The following is a 16,979-nucleotide window of genomic DNA, read 5'->3' on the forward strand; positions in this document are numbered from 1 at the left end:
CCAGTTTCAATCCTCGCCCGAGCCGAAGCCCGGGCGCTGCCCGTTTTCAATCACTGGCCGCGCTTGGTTGATTTGTTTCAATCCTCGCCCGAGCCGAAGCCCGGGCGCTGCTTCAGATCCGTTTAAAGGGGCGCTTGGACTTGGGTTTCAATCCTCGCCCGAGCCGAAGCCCGGGCGCTGCGCAGGTTCACGCCGTAGGGAGCGAGTTCCGAGCGGTTTCAATCCTCGCCCGAGCCGAAGCCCGGGCGCTGCTCCCGGAATTTGCATCAGACAACAGCCCCAGGCTGTTTCAATCCTCGCCCGAGCCGAAGCCCGGGCGCTGCACCATCCGCATGCAAGCAGCATCGGCGCAAGACCTGTTTCAATCCTCGCCCGAGCCGAAGCCCGGGCGCTGCTTGAGCAGCATCATTCCCTCACAGTTTTGGAAAGTTTCAATCCTCGCCCGAGCCGAAGCCCGGGCGCTGCCAGACCGTGAATATATGGCTAACCGTAGGAAGGGTTTCAATCCTCGCCCGAGCCGAAGCCCGGGCGCTGCCTACCAGACTTTCCAGTTCTTCGGGCAACCAGTTGTTTCAATCCTCGCCCGAGCCGAAGCCCGGGCGCTGCTGTCCATCCGTGGTAAAATTACCACACCATCATTTGTTTCAATCCTCGCCCGAGCCGAAGCCCGGGCGCTGCCGGCGAGTTCGCCGTTCATTATGAGTCTTTGGACGTTTCAATCCTCGCCCGAGCCGAAGCCCGGGCGCTGCTCTTCAAACGCAAAGGCTTGAATTGCCGAGCATTCTAGCCCGGTTTGCGCGAACCCGCCGCATGGATGGCGTAGCATCGGGGATTTTTGGTGGTGCAAAAAATTTTCTCTTTCAGATCAAATGCTTGAGTTAGCGCGAAAGGGTGCGGTGAGTGATGTGCGCTGTAGTTTCGCGTTATTTCGCGAGGGGCGAATAGCCTGAGCAATATTAACATTCGCCATCAAAAAGTTGTGTCTGGTCATGCATCAGGGTGTACGGCTGAATCAGAATTGGCAGCGACTTCATGCACCGGGATGTATAAACGCTCACAAAAGCCAGTTCCGGCTTTCCATTTCCACATCCCACCCATTCAGGCTGTTGCATTTCCACCCCAACTAATAGATAGTTTGCGCTCACCTGCAATCATGCAGCAGCAAGTGTGATTTAATAGCTGCCGCACAGAAGCAGTGCAGTTGGGTTTCTTAAAGCTGTATTGAATTGCAATTTTGCTACCGCCCCAAACCGGAGTTTTGCATGTCAGTCATACCAGCAGACCTGATCATCGCCCGCATCAGTCCAGATGGACAGCCCCAACATTTGCAAGACCATTTGCAAGGCGTGGCCGACAAAGCGCGCGGCTTTGCGGCGCAGTTCGGGGCGGCGGAGTTGGCGGGGCTGGCGGGCCTGCTGCATGATCTGGGCAAGTACCGTCCCGGTTTTCAGGAATACATCCGGCAAGATCCCGACGCCCATTGCGAACGCATGAGCAATCAGGACAAAGGCCATTCCGGCGCCGGCGCGCTGTGGCTTTTGCAACGCATCAAGCAGGAATTCCCGAATCGCGCCTGGTATGGCGAAGTGCTGGCGATGCTGATCGCCAGCCATCACGCCGGCTTGTATGACTGGGAAGATTTGCTGGCGCGCATGGAAGGCGCAGATGCGCAGCGCGAAATGGCCGAAAGCGTGGCGCGTGCGCCGCAAGCGCTGCTGCAAGCCGATTTGCAAATAGCGCTGCAAACCCGTCCCCTGGGTGGGCGTGATGCCTGCCATCTCTGGTTGCGCATGCTGTTTTCCGCCTTGGTGGATGCCGATTTTTTAGATACCGAAGCGTTCATGCAGCCGGCCCAATTCGCCGCGCGGCAAAGTTTTCCCTCGCTGGCGAGCATGCAAGACACGCTGCAAAACCATATGCAACAACTGCAAGCCCGCGCCAGTGACACGCCAGTTAACCGGCGCCGCGCTGAAATCTTGCAAGCCTGCCGCGCCAAGGCTGCGCTGGCGCCTGGCGTGTTTCAATTGACCGTGCCCACCGGCGGCGGCAAAACCCTGTCATCGCTGGCGTTTGCCTTGGAACATGCGCTGCGCCACGGCAAGCGCCGCATCATCTATGCGATTCCCTATACCAGCATCATCGAACAAACCGCGAATGTGTTCGCCGCCATTTTTGGCCGCGATGCTTTTATCGAACATCATAGCAATGCCGACAGCACGCCCGCGCAGGAAAACGCCGCCACCCGTTTGGCCTGTGAAAACTGGGACGCGCCGCTGGTCTTGAGCACCAATGTGCAGTTGTTTGAATCACTGTTCGCCGCGCGCACTTCGCGTTGCCGTAAATTGCACAATCTGGCCAATAGCGTGATTGTGCTGGATGAAGCGCAAATGTTGCCGCCGGCGTTTTTACAGCCCATCGTCGAAGTCATCCACCTCTTGCAACAGCATTACGGCGTCAGCTTTGTGATGTGCACCGCAACCCAACCAGCTTTGGGCGCGCAAGACAATCCGGCGCTGCGCGGTTTTGCCGGGCTGCAGATGCAGGCGATTATTGATGATCCGGATGCGCTCTATCGCGCTTTTGCGCGTGTGCGCGTACACCTGCCGCCCGCACTCGACATCGCGCAAAGCTGGGATGAGATCGCCGACCAGGCCGCCGCGCATGACTGCCTGCTGGCGATAGTCAACAAGAAAAAAGATGCGCTGGAACTCGCGCAGAGACTGGGGCCGGAAACGATTTATTTATCCACCAATTTATGCGGTCAGCATCGCAGCGCGCTGTTGGATGAAATCCGCAGCCGGCTGGCGGCGCGGCGCGCCGGGACGGACATGCGGCCCTTGCGCGTGGTCAGCACGCAATTGATCGAAGCCGGGGTGGATGTCGATTTTCCGGTGGTGATGCGGGCGCTGGCCGGGCTGGATTCCATCGCGCAAGCCGCCGGGCGCTGTAATCGCGAAGGCTTATTGCCGGCTGGCGATGTGTATGTGTTTATCGCGCCGGATGAAATCAAACGCGGCCCCATCGCCGCCGCCATCAGCGCCTGCCGCAGCGTGTTGCCGCAGGCACAGGGGGATGTTTTGCAGCCCTCATTATTCGAGCAATATTTTCAGCATTGGTATGGCGATTTAAAGCTGGACGCCAAGCAAATTACGGCAGACTGCCGCGCCACTTCCGCCCACAGCGGCGCGCCGGCCCCGCAACTGGCGCGCGTAGCGCAACAATTTCAGTTGATTGAGCAAGAAAACATGGTGCAAGTGATTGTGCTGTGGCGCGCCGCCGATGAGACGGACGAAAAAAACGCAATTGATATGCTGCTGGCCATGCTCAAGCAAGAGGGGCCAAGCCGCTGGCTGATGCGCAAAATTCAACGCTACATCGTCGCCGTGCGCAGCGCAGATGCGCTCAAACTCGAAGCGCGCGGCGATATTGCGCCGCTGCTACCGGGTTTGTATCTGCAAACCCACCGCACCTTGTACCACCAACGATTTGGTTTGACGCCGGATGTCACACCCGGCGCCGTCAGCGACTTCACGCTGTGAAGCGCAGCCCCGATTCCAGCACAGGAGGACAGATAATTGATGGATACCACCGAACCCGCCCGCCGCAGCCGCGAATATTGCCTGCATGTGCGCGGTGATTTTGCCTGCTTCACGCGCCCGGAAATGAAGGTCGAGCGCATGAGCTATGACGTCATCACACCATCTGCCGCGCGGGCGATTTTTGAAGCGATTTTATGGAAACCGGCCTTGCGCTGGCGCATCTTGCGCATTGAAGTCTTGAATGAAATCGCCTGGATGAGCTTGCGCCGCAATGAAGTGGCGAATGTGATTCCCATGCGCAATGTGCAAAGCGCCATGAAAGCCGGGACCGGCAATCTCGGCTTGTATATTGAAGACGACCGCCAGCAGCGCGCCGGCTTGTTTTTGCGTGATGTGGCTTACCGCTTGCATGCCCAATTCACCCTGCAGCCAGACTGCGGCGAGAACAACAGCGTGGAAAAATTTCACGAAATGTTTGTCCGGCGCGCACAAAAGGGACAATGCGTAAACCAACCTTATCTGGGTTGCCGTGAATTCGCCTGTGATTTCCGGCTGGTGGATAACCCCGCCAGCGAAGCGCCCGCACTGGATAAAACACAAGATTTGGGGTGGATGCTGTATGACATGGATTTTGGCAAGGGCGAGATCGCCAAACCGCATTTCTTTCATGCCAAATTGCAAAACGGCGTGCTGGATGTGAGCGGCATAGGGAGCGCCAAATGATATTGCAAAGCTTGCTCGAACTTTATCAGCGCCGCATGAATGATCCCGACCCGGCGCAACGCTTGCCGGCCTATGGTTTTGAAGAAAAGCCGCTGCCTTATCTGATTGTGATTGATCAAAGCGGCGCGCTGGTGACAGTGAAATGCACCCTGTCGGACGATAAAAAACCGGTGGCGCAAAGCTATCTTGTCCCGCAGGGCGTGAAAAAAACCTCAGGCGTGGCGGCGAATTTATTATGGGACAGTGTGGAATATGCGCTCGGCATCGATACGCGCGGCAAGCCGGAGCGGGTGCAGGAAATGCATGCCGCCTTCCGCGCCCGCATCCATGCTTTAAGCGCGGATGCGCAAGCCGATCCCGGCCTGCAAGCGCTGCAAAGTTTTTTAGACCGCTTGCCGCAAGAGGGACGCGCCGCGATTCAACAAAGCCAGTATTGGCCTGCCATGCTGGAAGGCAATCCGAATCTGAGTTTTCAGCTCAATACAGATCCCGGCCTCCTGATTTGCCAGCGCCCCGCCGTGCAGGCGGCTTGCCTGCCAAAAGAGGAAGATGCGGCGGAAGGTGCGACGGAAACCGGCTTGTGTCTGGTGACAGGACAAGAGCAGGAGATTCAGGAATTGCACACCGCCATCAAAGGCGTGTGGGGCGCACAAACCGCAGGCGCGAATATCGTCTCTTTCAATGCGCCGGCGTATTGCTCGTATGGCAATAGCGGACGGCAAGGCTGGAATGCGCCCACCGGCAAACTGGCTGCATTCGGCTACACCACCGCCCTGAACGATTTGCTTAAATCCGGCTCGCGCCAGCGCTTGCAGATTGGCGACGCTTCGACAGTTTTCTGGACTGAAAAAAGCGAAGGCGATGCGATGGCGCAAGACCTGGCCGATATTTTTGGCGATGATCCGAAAGACGAACCGGGCCGGGGTGCGGCAGCAGTGAAAAAAGTCTATACCTGGGTGCACAGCGGCAAAGCGGCCACGCTTGAAGGCGATGGACGTTTTTATGTGTTGGGGCTGGGGCCGAATGCGGCGCGGATTGCAATCCGCTTCTGGCATTGCCTGAGCTTGCGTGAGATGGCGGAAAATACGGCGCAGCATTTCGATGATTTGGAAATCAGCATTCCTGAATTTGAGAAAAATCGACATCTGCCGATGAACCGCCTGTTTGGCGCATGTGTCGCACAGAAGAAAAAGGAAAATTTTCCTGCCAACTTGGCGCCTGCCGTTATGCACGCGGCTTTGCATAAGCAGGCGTATCCGCTGACTTTCTATCGCGCTGCGCTGTTACGTTGCAGCATAGAAAGGCAAGTTACCTGGGTGCGTGCTGCAATCATAAAAGCATGCTTATTGCGCCAATGGCGCGAAAACAACTCTCAATCATTTGCAAAGGATTACCTCGTGAGCTTGAATAGCAATCTTCCTGAGCAGCAAAAGCCTGCTTACAGCTTAGGCCGCCTGTTTGCTGTATATGAAAAAATCCAAAAGGATGCAGTAGATCCCAACTCAGGGATACGTGAACGCTGGTTTGCAACTGCAATGCATACGCCTGTCAGAGCTTTTCCCAATCTGGAGGCTTTGAGCGTGTTTCACTTGGCCAAGCTGAGAAAACAAAGCAAATCCTATGGAAATTTTGTTACTTATGGGAATTTGATTGATGAAATCATGGGCGATATACCAGATGGTTTTCCTGACAAATTAGACCTTGAAAAACAGGGCTTGTTTTGCGTCGGTTATCACCATCAGCGTCAAATGCTTTACAAGAGCAAGAGCAAGGAGGCTGCAACAGATGTCGCAGTGACAGCATAAATCCTTCGATCAGCTACAAAACAGTATTGAAAATCCCATTACCCAAAAACAGGAATACACGATGAGCAATCTGATCACCCGCCGCTACGACTTTGTTTTTTTATTTGACGTGAAAGATGGCAACCCGAACGGAGACCCGGATGCAGATAATCATCCGCGCACAGATCCGCAGACTGGCGAAGGTTTGGTCACAGATGTGTCACTCAAGCGCAAGATCCGCAACTTTGTCGGCCTGCTCAAAGGATGTAATGCGCCACACGATATCTATGTCAAAGAAAAAGCCGTCTTGAATCAAATTCATGAGCGCGCATATGCCGCAATCGGCGTCAAAGATGATGCAAAAGAAGACGTGAAAGAGAAAAAGCGCAAAGGTGGCGGAGACGATGTGGATAATGCCCGCAAATGGATGTGCCAGAATTTTTATGATGTGCGTACTTTCGGCGCGGTGATGTCCACCGGTGTGAATGCAGGTCAAGTGCGAGGCCCGGTACAACTCACCTTTGCACGCTCCATTGACCCTATCGAATGCCTGGATCACTCAATCACACGTATGGCCATCGCGAGTGAGAAAGAAGCAGAGAAACAAGAGGGAGAAAACCGGACGATGGGCCGAAAAAGCACTGTCTCTTATGGACTTTACCGCTCACATGGCTTTGTTTCCAGCTTCCTTGCGCGTCAAACCGGTTTTTCGCAAGACGACCTCGATTTGCTTTGGCAATCTTTGCAATATATGTTCGAGCATGATCGTTCTGCCGCACGCGGTGAAATGAATACGCGTGGTTTATATGTGTTCGAGCATGAATCTGAACTTGGCAATGCGCATGCGCATCGTTTGTTTGAGCGCATCAAGATCGAATTGGCTGAAGGCAAGCATGAAGCGCGCAACTTCGCTGATTATGTCGTCAGCGTGAATGAGGCAGATCTGCCGCCGGGTGTGCGCTTAATCCGGTTTGAGTAAGTCAGGCAGGCGATGTCAGACAATTTATTCCCCGCGCCGCCGCTTCCGCCTGAAGCAGCCGAGCCGCTCATGCTCAGCGCCTTGCAGCACTACGCCTACTGCCCGCGTCAATGCGCCTTGATCCATATCGAACAGGCGTTCGCTGAAAACGTGCACACCTTGCGCGGCCAGGCGGCGCACCGGCTGGCCGATATTCCCGGCGCCGAGAAGCGTCCCGGGGTGCGGATTGAACGCGCCCTGCCGGTGTGGAGTGAGACGCTGGGCATCAGCGGGCGTTGCGATGTGGTGGAATTTCTGGCCGACGGCACGCCTTATCCGGTCGAATACAAACACGGCGCGCGGCGGGACAAATTGCATGACGACATCCAGCTTGCCGCGCAAGCGCTGTGTTTGGAAGAAATGTTTGGCAAGCCTGTCCCGCAAGGCGCGATTTATCACGCCAGTTCAAAGCGGCGGCGCGTGGTGGAAATCAGCCCGGACTTACGCGCCCAGACCCGCGACACGATAGAGGCAGTGCGCGCGATGTTGCAAGCAGGCGTGATTCCAGCGCCGCAATATGATGCGCGCTGTAAAGAATGTTCGCTGCAACACATCTGCCAACCGCAGATGCAGAGCGCGTCAGCGCGCCGGCAAAGTTTGCGCGCCGCCTTATTCGATGTGGAAAAGGAATAAGCATGCAAACCCTGCTCAATACCCTGTATGTCACCAGTCCGGAAGCGTATTTGAAACTGGAAAATGACACGGTGCGGATTGAAATTGAACGTGAAAAGCGCCTGCAAGTGCCGCTGCATCATTTGAGCGGCGTGGTCTGTTTTGGCCACACCATGTTAAGCCCGGCGCTGATGCACCGCTTGGCGCAAGAGGGCAAAAGCCTGGTCTTGCTGGATGAAGCCGGGCGTTTTCAGGCGCGCCTGGAAGGCCCATGCAGCGGCAATATATTGCTGCGCCAGGCGCAATTTACGCGCGCGCAAGATGCTGCGGTTTGCCTGCAACTGGCGCAAGCGATGATCGCCGGCAAAATCCGCAATGCGCGCCAGGTGCTGCTGCGCGCCGCGCGTGAAAACCCCGACAGCCAGGAGCGCGCCGATCTGGAGCGCGCCGCCGCCGATTTGGCGGCTTCCCTGCGCGCGCTGGCGGCTGCGCAAGAGGTGGAGCAAGTACGCGGCATTGAGGGGGAAGCGGCGCGCCAGTATTTTGCCTGTATGAATCTGCTGATCAAGCCGGCCATGCGCACCCAATTCCAATTTGCCGGACGCAATCGCCGCCCGCCGCGCGATGCGCTGAATGCCTTGCTGTCTTTTTTGTACAGTATGTTGATGAATGATTGCCGTTCCGCCTTGGAAGCCGTGGGTTTGGATGTGCAGCAGGGATTTTTACATGCTGTGCGCCCGGGCCGCGCCGCGCTGGCGCTGGATTTGATGGAAGAATTCCGCGCCGTGCTGGCGGATCGCTTAGCGTTGACCTTGATTAACCGGGGCCAGCTCAAGGGGACGGATTTTATTCAGCGTGAAGGTGGCGCAGTGAGTCTTGAAGGCGATGCGCGCCGCCTGGTGGTGACAGCCTATCAGGAGCGCAAGCAGGAGATGTTGCAGCATCCTGTACTGGAGCAACAAACCGCAATCGGTTTATTGCCGATGCTGCAGGCGCGCTTGCTGGCGCGCGCGGTGCGCGGCGAAGCGCTGGATTATGTGCCGTTTTTATGGAAATAAGCGCATGCTGACCCTGGTGACTTATGACGTCAACACCGAGACCAAAGAAGGCCGGCGCCGCTTGCGCCGCGTGGCCAAGGTGTGTGAAAGCGTGGGCCAGCGCGTGCAATTATCGGTCTTTGAATGTCAGGTGGATCAGGCCGGTTTTGAAGAATTGGAACGCCGCCTGCTGGCCGAAGTGGATTTGCAGCAGGATAATTTACGCCTCTATCGCCTGCCTGCCGGGCGCGGTTTTGCGGTGCGCGAACACGGCCAATTCCGCGCCACCGATTTTCAGGCGCCGCTGGTAATATAATACGTGAACCGACTTCCCCAGCCTGCCGGCGCGCGAACCGGCAGCGCCCATCCCTCCCCGCACCCTTTCGCGCACAGCCAAGTGATTGATTTGCAATGGAATTTTTAACCACCGCCAACACCAATGCGATTTTCTGCCGGACAAGCGGGAGGTTCGCGCAAACGGGGCTAAAATGCCAGGTAATTCAAGCGCTTGCGCTTGAAGAGCAGCGCCCGGGCTTCGGCTCGGGCGAGGATTGAAACGGCGACCCTGTAGCGCCAGTTGCGGCCGCCCAGTGGCAGCGCCCGGGCTTCGGCTCGGGCGAGGATTGAAACGGCTTGGGCGCCATGATTCGCGCGCGGCTTGACGCAGCGCCCGGGCTTCGGCTCGGGCGAGGATTGAAACATTGCGGAAGTTGTATAATACCATTGATCAGTGAGCAGCGCCCGGGCTTCGGCTCGGGCGAGGATTGAAACACCGTTTTGTCGTAGGTTCTGAAGATGAATTAAGGCAGCGCCCGGGCTTCGGCTCGGGCGAGGATTGAAACCCCACCTCTGAGATGGTGCAGTAACAGGATAAGGCAGCGCCCGGGCTTCGGCTCGGGCGAGGATTGAAACTCCAGTTATTTCAGCTGGGAATGGACTGACAAAGCAGCGCCCGGGCTTCGGCTCGGGCGAGGATTGAAACTTCGATTTCGAGTTGATAAATATCGCTCAATGTCGCAGCGCCCGGGCTTCGGCTCGGGCGAGGATTGAAACTCAATCAATATGTAACCGGTGCCAGCGCTGCCGGCAGCGCCCGGGCTTCGGCTCGGGCGAGGATTGAAACTTCTCTTCGCTCAGCCGCTCGCTGTCCTCTAGTGCAGCGCCCGGGCTTCGGCTCGGGCGAGGATTGAAACATTTTGCACCTTAAAATAATGCGCCGGCAATATTACGCAGCGCCCGGGCTTCGGCTCGGGCGAGGATTGAAACGTCCGCCGCACTGCGCGGCAGTTTGCCGATTAAGGCAGCGCCCGGGCTTCGGCTCGGGCGAGGATTGAAACCTACACTTTCCCCCCCTGTTAGCAAGGGGGGGGCGCGCAGCGCCCGGGCTTCGGCTCGGGCGAGGATTGAAACATCAGTATAGGAATCAGATTTAGAGCGAGTCATGCAGCGCCCGGGCTTCGGCTCGGGCGAGGATTGAAACATTGATGCTATCCACTTTACTGCCATCCCCCTTTTGCAGCGCCCGGGCTTCGGCTCGGGCGAGGATTGAAACAATTTGGCCACGGGAGACACTGCCAGCACGGCAAGCAGCGCCCGGGCTTCGGCTCGGGCGAGGATTGAAACCAGTGATACCGAACGAGAAATCAATGGCAGATGCGCAGCGCCCGGGCTTCGGCTCGGGCGAGGATTGAAACAACTTGATTCAAGAGCTGTCGCAGAGCTTCGTTGCAGCGCCCGGGCTTCGGCTCGGGCGAGGATTGAAACAGATCCTCTTGCCGCATCATCTGCTGGATGCGCGCAGCGCCCGGGCTTCGGCTCGGGCGAGGATTGAAACAATACGCAGCCGGTTAAAGACTTTGGGGACGCATTGCAGCGCCCGGGCTTCGGCTCGGGCGAGGATTGAAACTGTTGATCATTTACCAATCAACCCCTTGATTTTGCAGCGCCCGGGCTTCGGCTCGGGCGAGGATTGAAACAAATGGGCGGCTTGCTCCATCGCGGTACTGTGGTGCAGCGCCCGGGCTTCGGCTCGGGCGAGGATTGAAACAGGAAAAATGGATAGAACAGAAGTACAACTCCTGCAGCGCCCGGGCTTCGGCTCGGGCGAGGATTGAAACGGCGCTAAAATGCCTGCGGCGCTATCCCCAGAGCAGCGCCCGGGCTTCGGCTCGGGCGAGGATTGAAACCGGATTTAACCTGCGCATTCCAAAAATTCAAGCCTGCAGCGCCCGGGCTTCGGCTCGGGCGAGGATTGAAACAAGAATATTAACTTGCTTACCCATTAAATTTATTTCGCAGCGCCCGGGCTTCGGCTCGGGCGAGGATTGAAACTGCAAAGATGTTCGCATTAGTCCAGCTGCAAGATGCAGCGCCCGGGCTTCGGCTCGGGCGAGGATTGAAACCCCGCTGAAATAACGGGAGAAGGGTTAATGATTTGGCAGCGCCCGGGCTTCGGCTCGGGCGAGGATTGAAACACGCGTGGAATTTGCGGCGCATAATTCTTGCGAGGCAGCGCCCGGGCTTCGGCTCGGGCGAGGATTGAAACATTTTACCGGAGATAAGGCCGCATCAAAAAGCTTGCAGCGCCCGGGCTTCGGCTCGGGCGAGGATTGAAACAGATCAACCAAAATTGCACTGCGCAATGTTGCCAACGCAGCGCCCGGGCTTCGGCTCGGGCGAGGATTGAAACTAAGGCTGTACCGTCTGTAAATCCGTAATTTACAGCAGCGCCCGGGCTTCGGCTCGGGCGAGGATTGAAACACCCCTGATCCCGGCTGGGCGCGTCGCATTGAGCGCAGCGCCCGGGCTTCGGCTCGGGCGAGGATTGAAACTCCGCACAGTTCCAAACCGCGTTTGATGCTGCCCAAGCAGCGCCCGGGCTTCGGCTCGGGCGAGGATTGAAACGAGCAACGCCATTTGCGAACAGCAAATTGCTGGGGCAGCGCCCGGGCTTCGGCTCGGGCGAGGATTGAAACGCCAACGGCAGCACCTGGCAGTTGGTCGGCTCTGGCAGCGCCCGGGCTTCGGCTCGGGCGAGGATTGAAACAATCTGAGCGTAAAAATAAATTCGCTTTCAGTGAGCAGCGCCCGGGCTTCGGCTCGGGCGAGGATTGAAACGGCGTCAACCGTTTTACGGGAAATGAACCTGCTTTGCAGCGCCCGGGCTTCGGCTCGGGCGAGGATTGAAACCGAAACAATTAACATCTTTTTCCAAAGATGCTATGCAGCGCCCGGGCTTCGGCTCGGGCGAGGATTGAAACATCAAATGATATGACGAATCCGCCAATTCTTTTTGCAGCGCCCGGGCTTCGGCTCGGGCGAGGATTGAAACATTGCTGACGTTTTTCAGCATGGCAAATGCAACGTGCAGCGCCCGGGCTTCGGCTCGGGCGAGGATTGAAACCTGAAAACCTAAATATGGAGCGCATCATGGCAGAGCAGCGCCCGGGCTTCGGCTCGGGCGAGGATTGAAACAAAAAAACCGACAATAAAGAGGGTGAAAAACGAGCAGCGCCCGGGCTTCGGCTCGGGCGAGGATTGAAACACGTCTGCATCAGGCGCGGATGTCAGCCGCCTGAGGCAGCGCCCGGGCTTCGGCTCGGGCGAGGATTGAAACTATGTTTCCGTCAAGGCGAAAAACTGAGACCTGATGCAGCGCCCGGGCTTCGGCTCGGGCGAGGATTGAAACAGTGTTTCGTTATGAGAACCGCTTGCGCGGCTGTGGCAGCGCCCGGGCTTCGGCTCGGGCGAGGATTGAAACGTAGTCTGCATATTTCTCGACCAAGTGCGCCACCAGCAGCGCCCGGGCTTCGGCTCGGGCGAGGATTGAAACAGCAAGAGCTTTTTTCAATTGCGCCATGCCCTGCGGCAGCGCCCGGGCTTCGGCTCGGGCGAGGATTGAAACAGGATATTCCGCATATTATGGTTGTCGCAGATACGCAGCGCCCGGGCTTCGGCTCGGGCGAGGATTGAAACGACAAAGACAAGTGCGGGCGCGGCCTGGATGCGCTGCAGCGCCCGGGCTTCGGCTCGGGCGAGGATTGAAACTCGTGACATTCACAGGTGGGGCAGCCGGCGGCGGGCAGCGCCCGGGCTTCGACTCGGGCGAGGATTGAAACACAATCAACAAGGCTTACTCGGCGGTATCGGTGGCAGCGCCCGGGCTTCGGCTCGGGCGAGGATTGAAACAGCGACCTCTCTGATGCTTGGTCGAACGTCATGGCAGCGCCCGGGCTTCGGCTCGGGCGAGGATTGAAACAGCGGCATACTTGCGGAATGCGCCTATCATTGTTGCAGTGCCCGGGCTTCGGCTCGGGCGAGGATTGAAACAGATGTCGAGTGCGCTGTGTGATTTCTTTGGACGGCAGCGCCCGGGCTTCGGTTCGGGCGAGGATTGAAACATCAGTTGAGCTTTTCGCCGCCATTTGCCTCAAGCAGCGCCCGGGCTTCGGCTCGGGCGAGGATTGAAACGTCTCCGGGCCTCCGTATTCGGGTTCCAGTGCGTTGCAGCGCCCGGGCTTCGGCTTGGGCGAGGATTGAAACGTGGACAGCGTAAAAATAGGTGCCTCCATGCTGACGCCGCAGCGCCCGGGCTTCGGCTCGGGCGAGGATTGAAACGCCTGATTTGCCAGTTGATCAAGGCCGCCTGCCAGGCAGCGCCCGGGCTTCGGCTCGGGCGAGGATTGAAACCGATAAATACACTGGCGCTGTATATAATCCGCCGTCGCAGCGCCCGGGCTTCGGCTCGGGCGAGGATTGAAACAAACCATACAATTTGCAGCTGCGCGCCACGCAGGGCAGCGCCCGGGCATCGGCTCGGGCGAGGATTGAAACCCTTTACTGTCGCTCGGCAGGATCGGGGTGTCGGCGGCAGCGCCCGTGCTTCGGTGCTGCTGGATGAGCAAACGTGCTGCGGCAAACGCTGTAAAACGGAACTGCGCCCCACTTCGCATATCAGGCCGGATTGGCGGCGCCAGGGCTGAATAGAGACTTTTTCAGCCAGATCGCGGCAACTGCCGCCGCCCGGGATTATCATGGCGGCTGGCGTCTATTCTTTTTCACACCATGTCCAACAGCTACTCCCAGCAACTGCGTCACGCCAGCTTGCCAACTGATTTCCGCCTGCAGGCGCAAACCTGTTTTGGCGAGGCCATCCGCTTTAGCGCCAGCGCCTGCGCCCAATATGCGCACGACGAATCGCGCATAGGCGTGATGCCGCCGCAAGCGGTGCTCAAGGCGCGCAATAAAGAAGACATCAGCGCCCTGCTCGCCTTATGCCATCAATATCATGTGCCGGTCGTGGCGCGCGGAGCCGGCAGTTCGATTGAAGGCCATATTCTGGCGCTGCAAGGCGGCGTGGCGCTGGATCTGTCGGATATGAACCAGATCCTCGCGATTCATGCCGGGGATTTTTGCGCCACGGTGCAGCCAGGCGTGACGCGCAAGCAATTGAATGAGGCGCTGCGGGATACCGGCTTGTTTTTCCCGGTCGATCCAGGGGCCGACGCCAGCCTGGGCGGCATGTGCGCCACACGCGCCTCCGGCACCACCACGGTGCGTTATGGCGCGATGCGGGAAAATGTGCTGGCGCTGGAAGCTGTGCTGGCGGATGGGCGCATCATGCGCTGCGGCTGTCTGGCGCGCAAAGCCTCAACCGGCTATGACCTGAGCCATTTGCTGATCGGCAGCGAAGGCACGCTGGGCGTGATCAGCGAAATCAGCGTCAAGCTGTGGCCGCAACCGGAGGCGCTGGCGGTGGCGCTGGCGTCCTACGCCGACACCAAGAGCGCGGTGGAAACCGTGGCCAACGCCCTGGCCTGCGGCTTGCAACTGGCGCGCATCGAATTTCTTGACCGCCAAAGCGTGCAAGCCGTCAACCGGCATGCCGGGCTGGGCTTGCCGGAACAGGCCATGCTGATTATGGAGTTGCACGGCAGCCCGGCCAGCTTGCAAGAACAGGTCGATACGCTGCGCCAGCTGTGCGCAGCTCAGGACTGCAGCCACTTTGAAGCCGGCTATGATCTGGCGCAGCGCAACCGGCTGTGGGCGGCGCGCCATCAAGCCTATTTTTCGCTGTTGCAGATGCGTCCCGGCGCACGCGCCATCACCACCGACGCCTGCGTCCCGCTGTCACAGTTAGCGCAGATTATTTGCCAAAGTGAAGCCGACTGTCTGGCCGCCGGCCTGCCGTTCGCCATTTTGGGACATGTCGGCGATGGCAATTTCCACCTTCTGCTGTTAATTGATGAAGCTAATCCGCACGAACTCGCGCTGGCGGAAAGTTTGAATGAAAACATCGTGCAACGCGCGCTGGCCGCCGGCGGCGCCTGCAGCGGCGAGCATGGCATAGGCTTGCACAAGATCCGCTTCATGCAAGCGCAACATGGCGCGGTGGCGCTGGACATCATGCGCAGCATTAAACACAGCCTCGATCCGCACAATATTATGAATCCCGGAAAAATGTTGCCGCCCGCTTGAGACTCCCCCAAATGGAGGATTTACTTGCGGGACATGCAAATTTCCCTGGAAATTGCAATAGTCACAAATAATTTCCCCAAAGAAATCCCTCTCCATATAATAAAAACAGAGAGGTAATGACTTTGGAGGCACATCATGTCACGCAGTATCTTTTCACAACTCTTGCTGGCGCTGCTTTTTTCCGGTACCCAGGCGCAGGCGGCCAGCAATGAGGCGGACGCCAGGAAAATGCTCGAAAAAGCAGTCGAGTACTATCAGCAACATGGCTATGAAAAAGGGCTGGAGGAATGCAACCGGCTCGACGGCCCCTTCAATGCAAAAAGTGAGATCAATCAAGGGGATTTATATCTATTCACTTTGACTTACGACGGCGTATCGCCCTGCCATGGCAAAAATCCGAAATTGCGCGGCAAAAGCATGATCAATCTGAAAGACCAAAACGGGGTCGAATTCATCAAGCTGATGGTGGAGCAATGCAAGGCCAAGGGCGATGGCCATGTGGATTATGTCTGGCCGCACCCGGAAACCAAGGCGCTGATGAAAAAACGTTCCTTCACGATACGTATTCCGGGCAAGGAAGAATGCCTGGGCGCCGGCATCAGCCTGCCCGGCTGATGCGCGAAAAAAAAGCCGCCAGGCTCGCAACTGGCGGCATACACAACTGAAAAAAGAGAGGAACCTGCGCATTCATATTGCGCGCCTGTGCTGAACTCCTGTTCTCCTTTTACAACTCGCAACAAGTTGGCGACACAAGTTTTAAATTTCTGACATCAAGCAAGCCCGCGCTCTTTTTTTCCAGAAAAAACCGGCCAAAGCATGCGCCTGTGCTGCGATTGACATACAATCTGCGCTGCAAAAGCCGGCGTCAGATCTGCCGGCGCTTCACAGAACAATCGGAATGGCATGACAAGTTTGACTGCAGATCAGATGGTTTTCCAGGTGGCAGAATGGCACAAACCGCGCCAGCGGCGCGCCTGGAGCATACTCATGCTGGCCGCTGTCTTCCATGCCGTGGTCTTGCTGGGTTTGCTGAGCCACACCCGGCTGATAGAAAAAGTCAAAGTCAAGGGTGAGCAAAGCATCACCACCCTGTTTTTCCCGCAACAGGGCAAGCCTGAACCACCCGCACCGCCGCCGCCCCCGCCACAAGCCGCGCCGCGCCCGCCCGTCTTGCAAGCCCGCCCCGCCCCCCGCAAACCACAGGAGGAAATTGCGCCGGCTGCGCCATCGCCGCTGCCCTCGCTGCCGCCCAACCCTGCCGCCATCACCCAGCCGCAGGAAGAAGACATGATGGCGCGTGTGGAAGCTGCGCGCAAACGGCGCCAGCAGCAGGCGCCAGCCGAAAGCGCGCCGCCGCCGGCCGCGCTGGAAGATGAAAATCAGCGCCGCCTGCAAACCGCTTACGCCAATCTGGCGCAATTGCAGCGCAATGCCGGACGCGATAAAGAAGACACCGGCGGCGTCTTTCAGATCCGCAACCAAACTTATCAAAGCGCCGAATTCGTGTTCCGTGGCTGGAACAGCACCATGCGCCGCATGTGGCCGCAGCTGTATCAGGTGGAGCGCGGAAATGAGCCTGATATTGAGCTGGCGATCGTCAAAAAAATGATAGAAGTCATCCGCAAGTATAAAGATGGCGACTTCACCTGGGAATCACAGCGTCTCGGGCGCGCCATCACACTCTCTGCGCGGCCTGCGGACAGCGCGCAATTACAGCAATTTCTGCTGCGCGAATTCTTCCCGAATTACCACCAGAGCAATCAGTGAGCCGCGCGCGCATGGCGCGGCA

Annotated in this window: 10 protein-coding genes and 2 CRISPR repeat arrays (1 of these 12 running past the window's edge); all 10 genes read left to right on the forward strand. The window is 57.9% G+C overall.

All coding sequences use genetic code 11. From position 1 onward, the window contains the following. Positions 1 to 749: direct repeats of the CRISPR family, unit length 37 nt; unit sequence GTTTCAATCCTCGCCCGAGCCGAAGCCCGGGCGCTGC; it begins 280 nt to the left of the window's first position. Positions 750 to 1,262: 513 nt separating this feature from the next. The 10 genes from V8J88_RS13880 to V8J88_RS13925 all read left to right on the forward strand — a co-directional run bounded on the left by V8J88_RS13880 (position 1,263) and on the right by V8J88_RS13925 (position 16,957). Beyond that, positions 1,263 to 3,539: a CRISPR-associated endonuclease Cas3'' gene (locus V8J88_RS13880; protein WP_338844730.1), complete on the forward strand. Its 2,277-nt coding sequence runs from the start codon at positions 1,263 to 1,265 to the stop codon at positions 3,537 to 3,539. Positions 3,540 to 3,578: 39 nt separating this feature from the next. After that, positions 3,579 to 4,262: a type I-C CRISPR-associated protein Cas5c gene (cas5c, locus tag V8J88_RS13885; protein WP_338844731.1), complete on the forward strand. Its 684-nt coding sequence runs from the start codon at positions 3,579 to 3,581 to the stop codon at positions 4,260 to 4,262. Beyond that, the gene (gene cas8c, locus V8J88_RS13890) at positions 4,259 to 6,067 is read left to right on the forward strand and encodes a type I-C CRISPR-associated protein Cas8c/Csd1 (protein WP_338844732.1); all 1,809 of its coding nucleotides are present in this window, start codon (positions 4,259 to 4,261) and stop codon (positions 6,065 to 6,067) included. Before cas5c ends, cas8c begins: the two co-directional genes overlap by 4 nt. 61 nt (positions 6,068 to 6,128) lie before the next feature. Beyond that, positions 6,129 to 7,025 (forward strand): type I-C CRISPR-associated protein Cas7/Csd2, encoded by an 897-nt coding sequence (gene cas7c / locus V8J88_RS13895; RefSeq protein WP_338844733.1) that lies wholly within the window; start codon positions 6,129 to 6,131, stop codon positions 7,023 to 7,025. Between the two features lie 12 nt (positions 7,026 to 7,037). Further along, a complete protein-coding gene (cas4, locus tag V8J88_RS13900; protein ID WP_338844734.1) occupies positions 7,038 to 7,697 on the forward strand; it encodes a CRISPR-associated protein Cas4 in 660 nt (219 codons plus the stop codon). A gap of 2 nt (positions 7,698 to 7,699) precedes the next feature. Then, on the forward strand, positions 7,700 to 8,734 hold the full coding sequence (cas1c, locus tag V8J88_RS13905; RefSeq protein ID WP_338844735.1) for a type I-C CRISPR-associated endonuclease Cas1c: 1,035 nt from the start codon (positions 7,700 to 7,702) through the stop codon (positions 8,732 to 8,734). Between the two features lie 4 nt (positions 8,735 to 8,738). Continuing rightward, the gene (gene cas2, locus V8J88_RS13910; protein ID WP_338844737.1) at positions 8,739 to 9,029 is read left to right on the forward strand and encodes a CRISPR-associated endonuclease Cas2; all 291 of its coding nucleotides are present in this window, start codon (positions 8,739 to 8,741) and stop codon (positions 9,027 to 9,029) included. 205 nt (positions 9,030 to 9,234) lie between these two features. Beyond that, positions 9,235 to 13,619: a CRISPR direct-repeat array (repeat unit 37 nt; unit sequence GCAGCGCCCGGGCTTCGGCTCGGGCGAGGATTGAAAC). Between the two features lie 158 nt (positions 13,620 to 13,777). After that, positions 13,778 to 15,190, forward strand: a complete 1,413-nt coding sequence (locus V8J88_RS13915; RefSeq protein WP_338844738.1) for an FAD-linked oxidase C-terminal domain-containing protein — start codon at positions 13,778 to 13,780, stop codon at positions 15,188 to 15,190. A 135-nt stretch (positions 15,191 to 15,325) separates the two neighbouring features. Next, positions 15,326 to 15,805: a cache domain-containing protein gene (locus V8J88_RS13920; protein ID WP_338844740.1), complete on the forward strand. Its 480-nt coding sequence runs from the start codon at positions 15,326 to 15,328 to the stop codon at positions 15,803 to 15,805. A gap of 288 nt (positions 15,806 to 16,093) precedes the next feature. Next, complete coding sequence (locus V8J88_RS13925; RefSeq protein ID WP_338844742.1) at positions 16,094 to 16,957, forward strand: hypothetical protein; 864 nt, start codon at positions 16,094 to 16,096, stop codon at positions 16,955 to 16,957. Positions 16,958 to 16,979: the final 22 nt, after the last annotated feature.

Origin of the sequence: Massilia sp. W12, from assembly GCF_037300705.1 — a bacterium.
Classification (GTDB): Bacteria; Pseudomonadota; Gammaproteobacteria; order Burkholderiales; family Burkholderiaceae_D; genus JACPVY01.

Bases quoted from the DNA above. Each gene is read 5' to 3' on its own strand.
- V8J88_RS13880 (WP_338844730.1), top strand. From the start codon at position 1,263: ATGTCAGTCATACCAGCAGACCTGATCATCGCCCGCATCAGTCCAGAT.
- cas5c (WP_338844731.1), top strand. From the start codon at position 3,579: ATGGATACCACCGAACCCGCCCGCCGCAGCCGCGAATATTGCCTGCAT.
- cas8c (WP_338844732.1), top strand. From the start codon at position 4,259: ATGATATTGCAAAGCTTGCTCGAACTTTATCAGCGCCGCATGAATGAT.
- cas7c (WP_338844733.1), top strand. From the start codon at position 6,129: ATGAGCAATCTGATCACCCGCCGCTACGACTTTGTTTTTTTATTTGAC.
- cas4 (WP_338844734.1), top strand. From the start codon at position 7,038: ATGTCAGACAATTTATTCCCCGCGCCGCCGCTTCCGCCTGAAGCAGCC.
- cas1c (WP_338844735.1), top strand. From the start codon at position 7,700: ATGCAAACCCTGCTCAATACCCTGTATGTCACCAGTCCGGAAGCGTAT.
- cas2 (WP_338844737.1), top strand. From the start codon at position 8,739: ATGCTGACCCTGGTGACTTATGACGTCAACACCGAGACCAAAGAAGGC.
- V8J88_RS13915 (WP_338844738.1), top strand. From the start codon at position 13,778: ATGTCCAACAGCTACTCCCAGCAACTGCGTCACGCCAGCTTGCCAACT.
- V8J88_RS13920 (WP_338844740.1), top strand. From the start codon at position 15,326: ATGTCACGCAGTATCTTTTCACAACTCTTGCTGGCGCTGCTTTTTTCC.
- V8J88_RS13925 (WP_338844742.1), top strand. From the start codon at position 16,094: ATGACAAGTTTGACTGCAGATCAGATGGTTTTCCAGGTGGCAGAATGG.